At 73.4% G+C, this 13,734-nt stretch carries 11 protein-coding genes; 5 read left to right on the forward strand and 6 right to left on the reverse strand.

Annotated features, from left to right (window positions below; translation table 11 throughout):
• Positions 1–249: 249 nt before the first annotated feature.
• Positions 250–663 (reverse strand): MerR family transcriptional regulator, encoded by a 414-nt coding sequence (locus tag IE313_RS06905; protein WP_229924436.1) that lies wholly within the window; start codon positions 661–663, stop codon positions 250–252.
• A 403-nt stretch (positions 664–1,066) separates the two neighbouring features.
• Here IE313_RS06905 and IE313_RS06910 point away from each other — a divergent pair, with 403 nt between their 5' ends.
• Together IE313_RS06910 and IE313_RS06915 are read left to right on the forward strand one after the other, a co-directional pair.
• On the forward strand, positions 1,067–2,581 hold the full coding sequence (locus IE313_RS06910; protein WP_189930047.1) for a SulP family inorganic anion transporter: 1,515 nt from the start codon (positions 1,067–1,069) through the stop codon (positions 2,579–2,581).
• A 241-nt stretch (positions 2,582–2,822) separates the two neighbouring features.
• Complete coding sequence (locus IE313_RS06915; protein WP_189930048.1) at positions 2,823–4,667, forward strand: bifunctional metallophosphatase/5'-nucleotidase; 1,845 nt, start codon at positions 2,823–2,825, stop codon at positions 4,665–4,667.
• A 111-nt stretch (positions 4,668–4,778) separates the two neighbouring features.
• Here the strand turns inward: IE313_RS06915 and IE313_RS06920 are convergent, their stop codons facing one another.
• A complete protein-coding gene (locus IE313_RS06920) occupies positions 4,779–6,275 on the reverse strand; it encodes a lysine N(6)-hydroxylase/L-ornithine N(5)-oxygenase family protein (RefSeq protein ID WP_189930049.1) in 1,497 nt (498 codons plus the stop codon).
• Positions 6,272–7,666: a pyridoxal phosphate-dependent decarboxylase family protein gene (locus IE313_RS06925; protein WP_189930050.1), complete on the reverse strand. Its 1,395-nt coding sequence runs from the start codon at positions 7,664–7,666 to the stop codon at positions 6,272–6,274. Before IE313_RS06925 ends, IE313_RS06920 begins: the two co-directional genes overlap by 4 nt.
• Positions 7,667–7,823: 157 nt before the next feature.
• Here IE313_RS06925 and IE313_RS06930 point away from each other — a divergent pair, with 157 nt between their 5' ends.
• Entirely contained in the window at positions 7,824–8,300 is a 477-nt protein-coding gene (locus IE313_RS06930) for a hypothetical protein (protein ID WP_189930051.1), read from the forward strand.
• Positions 8,297–8,464 carry a hypothetical protein gene (locus tag IE313_RS06935; RefSeq protein WP_189930052.1) on the forward strand — a complete coding sequence of 56 codons (168 nt, stop codon included), beginning with the start codon at positions 8,297–8,299 and terminating at the stop codon, positions 8,462–8,464. Before IE313_RS06930 ends, IE313_RS06935 begins: the two co-directional genes overlap by 4 nt.
• A gap of 22 nt (positions 8,465–8,486) precedes the next feature.
• Here IE313_RS06935 and pepN read toward each other — a convergent pair whose 3' ends face one another.
• The 3 genes from pepN to IE313_RS06950 are packed head-to-tail and all read right to left on the reverse strand — an operon-like array spanning position 8,487 to position 12,344.
• Positions 8,487–10,994 (reverse strand): aminopeptidase N, encoded by a 2,508-nt coding sequence (gene pepN, locus IE313_RS06940; RefSeq protein ID WP_189930053.1) that lies wholly within the window; start codon positions 10,992–10,994, stop codon positions 8,487–8,489.
• Between the two features lie 55 nt (positions 10,995–11,049).
• Positions 11,050–11,904, reverse strand: coding sequence for a GNAT family N-acetyltransferase (locus IE313_RS06945; protein WP_189930054.1), 855 nt, complete (start codon positions 11,902–11,904; stop codon positions 11,050–11,052).
• Entirely contained in the window at positions 11,901–12,344 is a 444-nt protein-coding gene (locus IE313_RS06950) for a chorismate mutase (RefSeq protein ID WP_189930055.1), read from the reverse strand. Before IE313_RS06950 ends, IE313_RS06945 begins: the two co-directional genes overlap by 4 nt.
• 311 nt (positions 12,345–12,655) lie before the next feature.
• Between IE313_RS06950 and IE313_RS06955 the strand changes: the two genes are divergently transcribed.
• Entirely contained in the window at positions 12,656–13,543 is an 888-nt protein-coding gene (locus IE313_RS06955) for a hypothetical protein (protein ID WP_189930056.1), read from the forward strand.
• Positions 13,544–13,734 lie beyond the last annotated feature (191 nt).

The raw sequence follows: 13,734 nt of genomic DNA on the forward strand, positions 1-13,734 counted from the left end.
TGGCGTTTTGCCCTTCCCTTAATTCTTTATGGGATTCCTGACCGAACTTTGTGCGATGTGTGGGAACCCTTGACCTTCCCCAGGGCCCGTTTCATCCCCTTCGCCGCTCCTTCCATCGACGGTCCATCGACGGTCCCATGGCCGGCAGCCGAGCAGCCCACATCGAGCACACGGCCGCCGGCACGGAAGAAGACCGCCACATCCGGATCGGCCCCCGAGCCGGACGGCGAACCCTCGCAGGAAGTCCGTTCAGGAAGGGTCGGCCGGAGCGTTCCGGTCCAGACGGGCTCCCAGAGCGGCGGCGAACTCCTCCGCGCGGGCCAGTTGGACGCGCAGCCTCTCCACCTGTTCGACGGCGGCCCGTTCGTAGCCGCGCACACGCTCCAGCAGGGCGTCGCGCTCGCCGGCGCCGAGACCCGCGCCGGCGTCGAGGCGGTCCGTGGCCTCCAGCAGGTCGCGCATCTGCTCCAGGGTGAAGCCCAGCGGCTTCATGCGGCGGATCACCATGAGACGGGCGACGTCGGATTCGGTGTAGAGACGGAAGCCGCCCTGGGAGCGTGCGGACGGGACGACCAGGCCGGTCTCCTCGTAGTGCCGGATGGTCCGCAGGGACAGCTCCGTGCGTGCGGCGACCTCGCCGATCTGCATGTGCTTGGCGTCCACGTCCGTGCTCCCCACTCCCCGGCCTTCCGCCGCCCCGGCGGGGCGCGTCCCGTACGCCCCCTCACTCCCTACTCTAACGTTAGGGTAGAGTTGCCGATGGCGAGGGCGGCCCGTCGCTGCCTCGCCGTTGCCGTGTCGGGGCCGACGGTGCCCCCGGCGAAGTTCCGACTCCTTGCGGGAGCCCACCGTGCACGAGTCACGTGACGCCCGGCCCCGCCGCCTCTCCACGGCGATCCGCCGGCCCTGACACCAGCGCGCGACCGACATTCGCCCGCCCCGGTCCTCAAGGGCCTCCGCTCCGGCGGCAGCGGACCGACGCGTGGCCCGGCGCCCCTCCTCTCCGTACCGACCCGCGCCCCGCGGCTCCGCCGGGTGCGCCCGAAACACGACGGGTACCCACCCCTTGCCTTCTTCTGCGTTCACCGGCCGCTTCACCCCGGCCTTGCTGCTGCGCGGCCCCGGCCGTCCCCCGTGGCTGTCACCGAAGGTCTTCCGCACGGAGGCTCTGGCGGGCCTGGTCGTCGGTCTCGCGCTGATTCCCGAGGCGATCTCCTTCTCCGTCATCGCAGGCGTCGCCCCCGAGGTGGGGTTGTTCGCCGCGTGCACCATGGCCATCGTGATCGCGTTCGTCGGCGGGCGGCCCGCGATGATCTCGGCCGCCACCGGCGCCGTCGCCCTGGTCGTCGCACCCGTCGCCCGCCATCACGGACTGGGCTACCTGATCGCCACCGTCATCCTCGCCGGCGTCTTCCAGGTCATCCTCGGCGCTGCGGGCATGGCCAAGCTGATGCGGTTCGTGCCCCGCAGCGTGATGGTCGGCTTCGTCAACGCCCTGGGCATCCTCTTGTTCACCGCCCAGATCCCCAACCTGCGCGACGTTCCCTGGCCGGTCTACCCGCTCGTCGCCGGTGGCCTGGTCCTGATGGTGCTGTTCCCCAGGCTGACCAAGGCCGTCCCGGCGCCACTGGTGGCCATCGCGATCCTGACCGCGATCACCCTGTCCGCCGGCATCGCCGTGCCGACGGTCGGCGACAGGGGCACCCTGCCCTCCTCGCTGCCCGTGCCCGGGATCCCGGACGTGCCCCTCAGCGTCCACACGCTCACCGTGATCGCGCCCTACGCCTTCGCCATGGCCCTGGTGGGGATCATGGAGTCGATGATGACCGCAAAGCTGGTCGACGACCTCACCGACACCCACTCGAACAAGACCCGGGAGGCGATCGGCCAGGGCGTCGCCAACATCGTCACGGGCGTGTTCGGCGGCATGGGCGGCTGCGGCATGATCGGCCAGACCATGATCAACGTCAGGAGCGGGGCCCGCACCCGCCTCTCCACCTTCCTGGCCGGGACCTTCCTGCTCATCCTCTGCATCGCGCTCGGACCGGCCGTCTCCCGCATCCCCATGGCGGCCCTGGTCGCCGTGATGGTCCTGGTCTCCGTCGGTACCTTCGACTGGCACTCCGTCAAGCCCGCCACCCTCAGGCGCATGCCGGTCGGCGAAACGGCCGTCATGGTCATCACCGTCATCGTCGTCGTCGCCACCGACAACCTGTCCATCGGTGTCGTCGTGGGCTCTCTGGCCGCCATGGCCGCCTTCGCCCGCCGTGTCGCCCACCTCACACACGTCACCTCCGTCACCGACCCCGACGGCACGCAGGTCGTCTACGCCGTCACCGGTCAACTGTTCTTCGCCTCCGCCAACGACCTCGTCACCCAGTTCGACTACGCGAACGACCCGGACAAGGTCGTCATCGACCTCACCGGCACCCATGTCTGGGACGCCTCCTCCGTCGCCGCCCTGGACGCCGTCGAGACCAAGTACGCCCAGCGCGGCAAACAGGTCGAGATCGTCGGTCTCAACGATCCGAGCGCCCGTCTGCACGGACAGCTCAGCGGCGAACTCTCCGCCGATCACTGAGCCGCCGGCGCGGCGCAGGCACCCACGGCCCGGGGCCGCGCCTTCCGCGCGAGCCGGGCGGGCTCGGCCGGCCCCGGTTCGGGGCGGACTCGGCCGGCGCTGCGTGTCCGTTCGCCGCAGCCGTACGAGAGCGCGGCCGGATCGCAACGCCCCAGGGGTGCCGTCGGACGGGCGCCTGGGACAGAATCTACGCGCGTCGTCGTACGCATGCTCATGCCGCCCATGCCGAGGAGAACAACAGATGCCGCTCGACAGAAGGACGTTCCTTGGCCGGTCCGCCGTGACGGGCGCGGGCGTGGCGCTGACCGGTGGCGCCGCCGTGCCCGCCGTCGCCGCCCCGGCGGTGCCGGAGCGGGACGCCGGGCGGCGAGACGACCGCGGCCACGGCCCGACGCGCTACTCGTTCACCGTCCTCGGCACCACCGACCTGCACGGCAACGTCTTCAACTGGGACTACTTCACCGACGGGGAGTTCGACGACGCCGACCACAACGACGTCGGCCTGGCGAAGATCGCCACGCTGGTGTCCGGCATCCGCGAGGAGCGGGGCCGGGGAAACACCCTCCTCATCGATGCCGGCGACACCATCCAGGGCACCCAGCTCTCCTACTACTACGCCCGGGTCGACCCGATCACCGCGCAGCACGGCCCGGTGCACCCGATGGCGCGTGCGATGAACGCGATGGGCTACGACGCCGCGGCGCTCGGCAACCACGAGTTCAACTACGGCATTCCGCTGCTGCGGAAGTTCGAGGAGCAGTGCGACTTCCCACTGCTCGCGGCGAACGCCCTGGACGCGAGGACCCAGCGCCCCGCCTTCAGCCCGTACGTGATCAAACGGCTGCGCACCCCGAGCGGCCGGGAGGTACGGGTCGCGATCCTGGGACTCACCAACCCCGGCATCGCCATCTGGGACAAGGCGAACGTGTCCGGACGGATGACCTTCCCCGGGTTGGAGGAGCAGGCCGCCGCCTGGGTGCCCAAGCTGCGCTCGATGGGCGCCGACGTGGTGATCGTCTCCGCGCACTCGGGCGCCGACGGCACCTCCTCGTACGGTGACCAGTTGCCGTACGTGGAGAACGCCTCCGCGCTGGTGGCCCAGCGGGTGCCCGGCATCGACGCGATCCTGGTCGGCCACGCCCATGTCGAGATCCCCGAGCGGCTGGTCACCAACGAGCGGACCGGGCGGCAGGTCGTGCTGTCGGAACCGCTCAAGTGGGGCCAGCGGCTGACCCGGTTCGACTTCGACCTGGCGTGGTCGCACGGCCGCTGGACGGTCGAGCGGGTCGGCGCGCGGGTCCTCAACTCCAACACCGCCGCGGAGGACCCGGCGATCACCGGTCTGCTCGCCGAGGAGCACAAGAAGGTCGTCGCCTACGTGGGCGAGGTCGTCGGCACCTCCAAGACCGCGATGGACACCGCGCAGGGCCCGTACCGGGACGTCCCGCTGATCGACCTGATCAACCACGTGCAGACCCTGACGGTCGAGGCGGCGCTGGCCGGCGGCGAGTACGCGGACCTGCCGGTGCTCTCGCAGGCGTCGTGCTTCTCCCGCACCGCGCGGATCGCGGCCGGCGACATCACCATCAGGGACGCCGCCGGCCTCTATCCCTTCGACAACACCCTTGAGGCGCGCCTCGTGACGGGCGCCCAGGTGCGGGACTACCTGGAGTACTCCGCCAGGTACTACGTCGAAACCGCGCCCGGCGCCCCGGTCGACCCGGCGAAGCTCACCAACGCGGACAGCATCCCGGACTACAACTACGACGTCGTCTCGGGCCTGACGTACGACATCGACATCGCGCAGCCGGCCGGTTCCCGGATCACCGGCCTGGCGTTCCGGGGCGAGCCGCTGGACGACACGGCGCGGTTCGTGCTCGCGGTCAACAACTACCGGGCCGCGGGCGGCGGGAACTTCCCGCACGTCCCGGACGCGCAGCAGATCTGGTCGGACTCGGAGGAGATCCGGAACACCATCATCGCCTGGGTGCGGGAGAAGGGCGTCCTCGACCCGGCGGAGTTCGCCTCCGTGGACTGGGGGCTCACCCGGGCCGGCGCTCCGGTCTTCGAGGACGCCCGGGCCTGACGGCCACCTGCCGCCCGCCGGCCCGGCCGTGACGGGCGGTAGGGCGGGCGGTACGGCGGGCGGGCGGCTCCGGACGGTTCTCGGCCACCGTCCGGAAGCGTCCGTTCCGTGTCACCTCCCGGCCAGGCCGAAGGTGGTGAACGCGGTGCGCTCGGGCAGCGGGTAGGGCTCCTTGCCGGTGATGTCGTTGAGGATGCCCGCGCTGCGCCAGGCGGCGAGGCCGAGGTCGGGCGCGCCGACACCGTGGGTGTGCCGTTCGGCGTTCTGCACGTAGATGTGGCGGCTCGTGGCGGCGATCTCCGGGTCGAGGACCAGGCGGTGGTGCTCGTCGACGAGCGGGCGGCCTGCGGTGTCCCGCCGTATCTGGGGGGCGATGCCCGCGAGCAGCCGGTCCAGCGGGCGCTGGCGGTAGCCGGTGGCCAGGACGACGGCCTCGGTGGTGAGCCGGGAGCGGGTGCCCTGTTGGAGGTGTTCCAGGTGCAGTTCGACCTGGCCGAGCGCGACCCGGCCCGCGGTGCGCACCAGCACGCCGGGGGTGAGCACCGCATCGGGCCAGCCGCCGTGCAGGGTCCGCTGGTAGAGCTCGTCGTGGATGGCGGCGATGGTGCCGGCGTCGATGGCCTTGTGGAGCTGCCACTGCCGGGGCAGCAGCGTGTCGCGCACCGGTTCCGGCAGGGCGCGGAAGTAGCGGGTGTAGTCCGGTGTGAAGTGCTCCAGGCCGAGCTTGGAGTACTCCATGGGCGCGAACGCCTCCGTACGGGCCAGCCAGTGCAGGCCCTCGCGGCCGGCGGGCCGGTTGCGCAGCAGGTCGAGGAAGACCTCGGCGCCCGACTGGCCGGAGCCGATGACGGTGACGTGCCGGGCGGCGAGGAGGCGCTCGCGGTGCTGGAGGTAGTCGCAGGAGTGCACGACCGGGACGCCGCGGGCCTCGACGAGCGGCTTCAGCGGCTCGGGGACGTCGGGCGCGGTGCCGAGGCCGAGCACGACGTTCTTCGCGTACGTGCGCTCGGAGGACTCGGTGAACCCGTGCTCGTCGAGCCGGGTGAGGTCCACCTGGAAGAGGGCGCGTTCGGCGTCCCAGTGGACGGCGTCGACCCGGTGGCCGAAGTGCAGCCCCGGGAGGTTCTCGCTCACCCAGCGGCAGTACGCGTCGTACTCGGCCCGGCGGATGTGGAAGCGCTCGGCGAAGTAGAACGGGAAGAGCCGGTCGATGGTGCGCAGGTACGCGAGGAACGACCAGGGGCTGGCGGGATCGGCGAGCGTGACCAGGTCGGCGAGGAAGGGCACCTGGAGGCTGGCGCCGTCGATGAGCAGCCCCGGATGCCACCGGAAGGCGGGCTGCTGGTCGTAGAAGGCGGTGTCGAGGGCGGCCAGGGGGTGGGCGAGGGCGGCGAGGGAGAGGTTGAAGGGGCCGATGCCGACGCCGACCAGATCGCGGGGAGCGCTGCTCGCCGGGCCGGTCGGGCCGGTCGCTTCGGTCGCGCCGGTCGCGCCGGCACGGCCCGCGGGGGGAGTCTTCTTCGGGGCTGGGTCCGCCGCGGCGGGGCGGGCGGCGGGGGCGCCCGGCGTGCCGGGCGCACGGTGGGGTGTGGGGGGCGTCGGGCTCATCGGGGGGCGTGTCCTTCCACCAGTTTCAGGAGTGCGGCGAGGTCGCTGGTGCGGGTGTGCGGGTTGAGCAGCGTGGCCTTGAGCCAGAGCCGGCCGGCGATCCTGGCCCTGCCGATCACGGCACGGCCCTCGGTGAGCAGCCGGCGCCGGATCTGCGCGACACGGCCGTCGTCGGCACCGGTGGGACGGAAGAGGACGGTGCTGATGGTGGGCGTGTCGTAGAGCTCGAACCCGGGGTGCGCCGCGATCAGCCGGGCGAGTTCATGTGCGTGTGCGCACACCGCGTCGGCCAGTGCGCCGAGCCCGCCGCGGCCGAGTGCCCGGGCGGTGACGGCGATCTTCAGGATGTCGGGGCGGCGGGTGGTGCGCAGCGAGCGGCCCAGCAGGTCGGGCAGGCCCGCCTCGGTGTCGTCGGCGGCGTTGAGGTACTCGGCGCTGTGCCGGAGGGTGTCGAGGTCGCCGGGGTCGCGGACGGCCAGCAGACCCGCGGCGACCGGCTGCCAGCCCAGCTTGTGCAGGTCGAGGGTGACGGTGTGCGCCCGGTCGAGGCCGGTGAGCAGCGGCTTCATACGGTCGCTGAGCAGCAGGGCACCGCCGTAGGCGGCGTCGACGTGCAGCCGGGCGCCCGCCGCGGCGCAGACGTCGGCGATCGCGGGCAGCGGGTCGATGAGCCCGGCGTCTGTGGTGCCGGCGGTGGCGGCCACCAGCAGGGGGGTGCCCCGGGGGCGGGCCCGCAGGGCGTCGGCAAGGGCGAGCGGATCGATGGTCCCCGTCGGCGCGGGGACGGTGACCGGCCTGGGCAGGCCGAGCAGCCAGGCGGCACGGGACAGGGAGTGGTGGGCGTTGTCGCCGCAGACCAGTTGGACGGGCCCGTGCCGTTCCCTGCCGAGCAGCAGGGCGAGTTGGTTGGCCTCCGTGCCGCCGGTGGTGACGAGGGCGTCGGCCGCACCGCGCCGGCCGCCGGCGGCCGGGTACACCTCCGCGGCGAGCGCCCTGGTGAGCAGGGTCTCCAGGGCCGAGGCGGCGGGGGCCTGGTCCCAGGAGTCCATGGACGGGTTGAGGACGGACGCGGCGAGGTCGGCCGCGGCGGCCACGGCGAGCGGCGGGCAGTGCAGGTGCGCGGCGCACAGCGGGTCGGCGGGGTCCGCGGCGCCCTCGGCGAGCATCCGCACCAGATCGCGCAGGGCCGCCTCGGCACCGGCTCCGTGCTGCGGCAGGGCGGTGCCCACGGTTTCCCGCACCCGCGCCGCCACGGCACCGGGCCCGCCCGCCGGCAGCGGTCCGCCGCGCAGCACCGCCCCGTCGTGCAGGGCGTCGAGCACGGTGCTGAGCAGGGGCCCCAGGGCCGCGGCGCCCTGGGTGCCCGAGGCGAGCGGCTGCGAGGGGCTCATCGGAGGTCCTTCGGGTACGCACGGACGGGAGCCCCCAGCCTGTCCGCAGCACCGGCCGTCGCGCCCGCGAGTGCCGGCAACCCCGCCCGAAAGAGGGACGTCGTCCCGCACGGAACCCGGTGGTGTGCTAAGGAGCGGACGGCGTACCGTCGGCCGGATGACGCACGGGGACGGGCACATGCACGCCGCGCACGGGCGTGGCGGAAGGAACGGGAGGAACGCTCCGCGGGAGCCGTTCGCGGGCGCGGGCGCCCTCGTCGTGGACGGCCCCGGCGGGCGCCGTGCCGTGCTGCGCGAGGCCGAGCCCGGTGACGAGGCGGCGCTCACCGCGCTGTTCGAGGACTGCGAGGACTGGTTCCTGGCGGCCACGGGGCTGCCGTCGGCACCGGGTGACGTGCAGGGCCTGTTCTATGCGCTGCCGCGGGGCGCGGACCAGGACGGCAAACGGGTGCTGGTCGCGGAGAGCGGCGGCACCGTGGTCGGGGTGGTGGACGTGGTGCTGCGCCATCCCGCCTCGGACGCCGCGGCGGTGGGACTGTTCCTGCTGGCGCCCGGGTGCGCCGCGCCGGGCTGGGTACGGCGCTGGCCCGGGTGCTGCTGGAGCGCGCCGCCGCCGCGGGCATCAGCCGGGTGACGGCGACGGTGCCGGTGGGCTGGACGGCCGGGGAGGCGTTCGCGACGGCGCTCGGCGGTGCGCTCTGCGCGCCGCTGCCGGCCCGGCCCGAGGTGGGCAACCACAGGACGGGCCCGCGGGAGCGGGCCGTCAGACGGGTCGAGCTGCGCCGGGGCGGCCGGTGACGTAGGCCGCCCCGGACCGCGGTCAGCAGCCGCGCACCCGCAGCGCACGCCGGAGGTCGTCGAGCTGGTCGGCGAGGCCGCGGCGGAGCGCGGGGACGGGGTCGGCGCCGCCGAGGCAGGCCTCGCCGAGCCGGAGGTTCTCGGCAGTGACGGCGTGCGCAGGGAAGGCGTACCGCGTCGCCGCCGCGGCGATGGCCGGGCCCCTGCGTTCGGCGAGTGCGACGGCGTCGGGGTAGTAGCGGGGCACGTAGTCGCGCAGCAGGTCGAGCTGCTCAGGCTGCCAGAAGCCCACCGCGGTGGCGGTGAAGAGGTAGTTGGAGAGCTCGTCGCCGATAAACAGGCTCTCCCAGGCGCGGCGTTTGGCGTCCGGGTCCGGCAGGGCCGCACGGCAGCGGGCCGCGCCCTCCCGGCCGGTGGCGCTCGGGTCCCGGTCGAGTTCGGCGGCGATGGCGGCCTCGTCGACGGCGCCGAGCACGGCGAGCCGGGTGAGGATCCGCCAGCGCAGCTCGGGGTCGAGCTCGGGTCCGCCGGGCACGGTGTCGTCGGCGAGCCAGGCGCTCAGGGCGGCGGGGTGCTGGGCGGCGTCGACGAAGTGGCGTACGGCGGTGAGCCTGAGCCCCGGGTTCTCGCCGCCCTCGGTGCGCCTGAGCAGGTCGCGGCTCAGGGCGGTGAGCGTGCTGAGCGCGGCGGGCCGGGCGGCGGCGGGGAGGTAGCGGTCGGTGATCTGGCGCCCGGCGAAGGCCAGTACGCCCTGCACGATGGCGAGGTCGTCCTCGTGCGGGAGGTGGGTGCGGGCCGCGTCCAGGTAGGCGGCGGGGGCCAGCTCGCCGTCGCGGACCATGTCGCGGGCCGCGTTCCAGACCACCGCGCGGGCCAGCGGATCGGGCAGCCCGGACAGGCCCTGCACGGCGGTGTCCCAGGAGGCCGGGTCGAGGCGGACCTTGGCGTAGGTGTAGTCCTGGTCGTTGAGGAGGACGAGGGCGGGTCGCGGGCCCTCGCCGTTCAGGCTGGTCCGGCCGCCCCCGGCGGGGAAGTCGCGCTCCCAGCGGGCCCGTGCGACCAGCCGGGTCGGCTCGGCGGGGTCGCGGTCGTAGAGGCCGATCGCGAGCCGGTGCGGGCGGTGGCCGCTGTGCCGCACGTCCAGGGTCCAGGCGTTGCTGTCGCCGCCCAGGGCGGGGGTGAAGGTGTCGACTCCGGTGGTGCGCAGCCAGGACGCCGCCCAGGACCGCATGTCGCGGTCGGTGTGCCGGGCGAGCGAGTCGATGAAGTCGGCGAGGGTCGCGTTGGCGAACCGGTGCCGGGCGAAGTGGGTGTTGATACCGGCCAGGAAGCTGTCCTCACCGAGCCAGACGACGAGCTGGCGCAGCGCGGAGGCCCCCTTGGCGTAGGAGATCCCGTCGAAGTTGAGCAGCGCGGACGCGGTGTCGTCAACGGCCTCGGGGGCGACGGGATGGGTGGAGGGACGCTGGTCGGCGTCGTAGCCCCAGGCCTTGCGGGCGACGCCGAAGTCGACCCAGGTGCTCGTGAAGCGGGTGGCCTCCACGAGGGTCTGGTAGCCCATGTACTCGGCGAAGGACTCGTTCAGCCAGATGTCGTCCCACCACCTGAGGGTGACCAGGTTGCCGAACCACATGTGGGCCATCTCGTGGGCGATCACCATCGCGCGGGTCTGCCGCTCGGTGTCGGTGACCGCGGAGCGGTAGACGAAGTCGTCGCGGAAGGTCACCAGGCCCGGGTTCTCCATCGCCCCCGCGTTGAACTCGGGGACGAACGCCTGGTCGTAGGAGTCGAAGGGGTAGGGCTCGTCGAACTTCTCGTGATAGCGGTCGAAGCACGCCCTGGTGATGGCGAAGAGCTCCTCGGCGTCGGCGTCCAGGTGCGGCGCCAGGGAGCGGCGGCAGTGCAGGCCGAAGGGCAGGCCGCGGTGCTCGGTGCGCACGGAGTGCCAGGGGCCGGCGGTGACGGCGACCAGGTAGGTGGAGATCGGCGGGGTGGCCGCGGCCCGCCAGCGGCCCCCGCCGAGGTGCTCAGTGACGCCGTTGGCAAGGACCTGCCAGCCTTCGGGGACCGTGACGGTGAGGTCGAAGACGGCCTTCAGGTCGGGTTGGTCGAACGCGGCGAAGACGCGCTGGACGTCCTCCATGAAGAGCTGGGTGTAGGTGTAGGTCTCGCCGTCGGCGGGGTCGGTGAAGCGGTGCATGCCCTCGCCGGTGTGCGAGTAGTGCATGGCCGCGTCGACGCTCAGCTCGTGCTCGCCCGGTGCCAGGCCGGTCAGCGGCAGGCGGTTGTCGTCGAGCGAGGAGGTGTCGAGGGGGTGCCCGTCCAGGGTGGCGGAGCGCAGCCGGGCCGGCCTGAGTTCGACGAAGGTGTCCGCGGTGGCCGATGACCCCGGTGCCCGGACGGTGAACCGGATGACGGTACGGGAGTCGAAGGTCTCGTCCCCGCGGGTGAGATCGAGGTCGATCGTGTACCGCTGGACGTCGAGCAGTTGGACGCGGGTCTGCGCTTCATCGCGCGTCAGTACGGGCATGGGGACATGCTGCCCGATCGCGGTCGGGCGGCACAGAGCGGGTTGTGCCCCGCACTCAGCCGAGTTCGAGGGTGGTGATCCCGAAGACGCGCTGGTCGGCCAGGGGGCGGATGGGTCCGGTGTACATCCGGGCCGTCTCGAAGGACGGGGCGAGGCCGAGTTCCTCCGCCATCGCGACGGCCGCCGGGTTGGACTCGGGGACGTCGAGGGTGACGGGGGTGCGGCCGGTGCCCGCGGTCAGCGCGTCGAACAGCGCGCGGGCGTCGGCGGGGGTGTCGGCGAACAGCGGGCCGATCCGGTAGGAGGAGTGGGCGGGCCTGAGCACGCCGTATCCGGTGAGCCGGCCGTCGGTGACACGGGCGAGGGCGCGGTGGCCGGGGGTGGTGAGCCACCGCGCGAGGAAGCGGGGGCGGTCGGCGGGGTGGCAGGCGCTGTCGTAGGCGGTGATCGCCTCGGTGCCGACGGTGGCCGCGGGGACGATGCCGGCGGGCTCCGGTGCACAGCCGGGTGCCGGGCCCGTGTAGCGGTGGGTGCGGTGGGAGGGGGTGAAGCCGGAGCGGCGGTAGTTGTCCTGCTGGGCCACCACACCGTCCAGGCCCACCGTGCGCCGGCCGGCGCCGGCCAGTGCGGCCTGCCAGGTGGCGAGGCCGAAGCCGCGGCCGCGCTGGTCGGGACGGACCAGGTAGAAGCCGAGGAAGGCGTAGTCGGGGCCGTAGCGGACCACGGAGACGGCGGAGACGGGCTCGCCGTCCCTCCGGCCCAGGTGGAAGCCCTCGGGGTCCTGCGCGAAGAACGCCGCGGCGTCCGAGCGGCCCGGGTCCCAGCCCTCGTCCGCCGCCCAGCCGCCGACCACCGCCCACTCGTCGGGCGTGGCACGGGTGACGGTGAAGCGGGCCGGGGGCGCGGTCACCGCGGCGTCCCGGACGCCGGTCGCGGCAGCGGCGGGGCGCCGTGCGCCGGCTGCTGGGCGTGCTCCGCGATGCGCTCGTGGTGCCTGATCACCTCGGCGATGATGAAGTTCAGCAGCTTCTCGGCGAAGGCCGGGTCCAGCTTCGCGTTCTCGGCGAGGCTGCGCAGCCGGGTGATCTGCTGCGCCTCGCGGGACGGGTCGGCGGGCGGCAGCCGGTGCTCGGCCTTGAGGTGGCCGACCTGCTGGGTGCACTTGAAGCGTTCGGCGAGCATATGGACGACGGCGGCGTCGATGTTGTCGATGCTGTCGCGCAGCCTGGCCAGCTCTGCGCGGATCGCGGGGTCGACGGCGGGCAGGGCGGCGCGCTGGCCGGGCTCCGCCGTGCGGCCGGGAGCGGGCGCGTGGATCGGCTCGGCCTCGTTGGCGTTGCTGGTCGTCATGGGTGTTCAGCCTAGTCCGTGGACGTGAACGGGCGGGAGGAGCGCGGGAGGGTTCCCCCGTCCGTGGCAGGGCCGCGTCCGGTGGGCGGGGCTGGGCGTCCGGTGGACGGTGCGCCGGGCGGCGCGGACGGCGTGAGGTCGGGGCCCGGCGCGTCTACAGTGGAAGGCGGTGCCGCGGCACGGCGCTCCGGTGCGGCGTTCGCCCGCCCCGGGCGGCCGTGGCGGGCTCGGGCACTCCCGGTGGGCTCTGCGGCCGGCGGCCGGTCAGGGCGGCAGGGTGCGGTGACCGTGGCCTCTGAAGGGGGTTGCGCGTGGCGAACGACGGACCTGTGGAGCACGGCTTCCCGCACCTGGACACGGTGCGTGCGGCGCTCACGGCGCTGTACAGGCGGCTGACCTACGACACCGTGCACTCCTTCGAGACGAGTGTGGTCCCCGCGGACGTGGCCTTCTGCGACCAGGACGACCTCCACCTGGGTGTGCAGCGGGTGGCCCGGGAGATGGTGCGGCACTACCGGCTGCCGGACGCCCGGATCATCGTCAGCTTCCGTGAGATGACCCATGCCGCCAACGTGGAGCTGGCGGCGGGGCCCGAGTACTTCATCGAGCTCAACGACCGGTTCCGTACGCACCGCAACGACATCGGCGCCGCGCTGGCCCACGAGGTCATGCACGTGTACCTGCACCGTCTCGACCTGTCCTTCGCCGGCACCCGGGACAACGAGATCCTCACCGACACCGCGGCCGCCTACCTGGGCGCGGGCTGGCTGCTGCTCGACGCGTTCCGCGAGGACGGCGTCTCGTCGCAGAAGCTCGGCTACCTCACCCCGGAGGAGTTCGGGTACGTCCTGGCCAAGCGTGCTCTCGCCTTCCACGAGGACCCCTCCGTCTGGTTCACCAGCCCGCAGGCCTACACGTCGTACACCAAGGGCATGGAGATGGCACGGCAGGACGAGCGGCAACCGCCGCTGACGGCGGCCGGCTGGGCGGGCCGCCGCCGGTACGCCAAGGACCGGCGCTACGCCCAGGAGCACGGCGTGCCCCACCCGCAGGGCGGCCCCTACGCCTTCGACGTCCGGGGCAGCCTGCGGGTGTCCTTCGACTGCCCCACCTGCCGGCAGCGGATCAGGGTGCCGGTGCGCGGCCGCGTCCGGGCACGCTGCGGGCTGTGCCGCACGGTCCTGGAGTGCGACACCTGATCCCCGGCCCCGGGCAGGCCCGGGCGGGGTGCGGGAGCGGCACCCCGGACGGGCCCGTCAGGCGGCGGCCCCGGGCGGAGGGTCCCTTCCGTACGAGGCGCCGGGGGGCCGGGGCTCCCGCCGGGGAGGCGGACATTTACGATGGGGAACATGTGTGCACCCGCCCGCCATCTCTGCCTCGCGCTGTTCGC

The organism is Streptomyces sulfonofaciens (assembly GCF_014656295.1).
Taxonomy (GTDB): Bacteria; Actinomycetota; Actinomycetes; order Streptomycetales; family Streptomycetaceae; genus Streptomyces; species Streptomyces sulfonofaciens.